The following is an 851-nucleotide window of genomic DNA, read 5'->3' on the forward strand; positions in this document are numbered from 1 at the left end:
CTCGGCGGCCAGGTAGTTGGCCGCGCTGACGATGTGGCCGCCGGCTGAAAAGCCGATGGTCATGATCTTGTCCGGGTCGATCTGGTATTCAGCCGCGTGCCGGCGGTAGTAGTCGACCGTGCTCAAAACGTCCAGGCCCGCATCCGGGTAGATCTTGCCCTCGTCCTGAAGCAGGTTGTAGCTGACCACGCAGGCGTTGAAGCCCCGGCTGACGTAAGCCAGGGCGACCGGCTCGCCTTCCTTGACCGACAGGTGGGTAAAGCTGCCCCCCGGTACCACGATAGCCAAGGGCCGCGGCTTGTTCAAAGGCGCCCGGTCAGACTTGACCGTGTAGGTCTGCAGCTGGTAGGTCCGCTGGTTAAAATTCTTGATTTCAAGTTTCTTCGTTTCCATTTTTCTTTGTCACCTCACCTCGCCGGCTCATCCCCCTGGTCAAAAGCAGCGTGGCCAGAGGAACCGTCAGCAGCACCCCGAGCAGGGAATACATAATGATTAAAGCTTCGTTTACAAAAAGTTTATCATTAATCACCTCGCCAAAGGAATAATGAAGCCGGTAATACCACAAAAAAAGCGACAGGAAGCTGCCGAACATCCCGTAAATGATGGTGTTCATGGCCGTCCCCAGGACGTCATAGCCAATAGCCGCCCCGCTCCGCATCAGCTCGCTTTCGCTGATCTCGGGCTTGGCCTTCTTGATTTCCAGAATCCCCGAGCTCATCGACACGGCAGCTTCCGCCACGGCCCCCAGGGCAGAAAAGATGGCCACGGTAACGGCGATCTGCCCGTAGCTGATCCCCGGCATCTGCGAGTGGCCCAGCAGGATTTCGCCGGCTTCCGCCCCCAGGCCGGCC

Annotated in this window: 2 protein-coding genes; both read right to left on the reverse strand. The window is 58.5% G+C overall.

The window, feature by feature from the left end; genetic code table 11:
• On the reverse strand, positions 1-393 hold a 393-nt coding region (locus lacNas_RS11960), incomplete at its 3' end, for an alpha/beta hydrolase (RefSeq protein WP_201346899.1).
• On the reverse strand, positions 374-851 hold a 478-nt coding region (locus lacNas_RS11965), incomplete at its 5' end, for a YibE/F family protein (protein WP_201331654.1). The genes lacNas_RS11960 and lacNas_RS11965, both read right to left, overlap by 20 nt.

It is taken from the genome of Lactobacillus nasalidis, assembly GCF_016587775.1.
Lineage (GTDB): Bacteria > Bacillota > Bacilli > Lactobacillales > Lactobacillaceae > Lactobacillus > Lactobacillus nasalidis.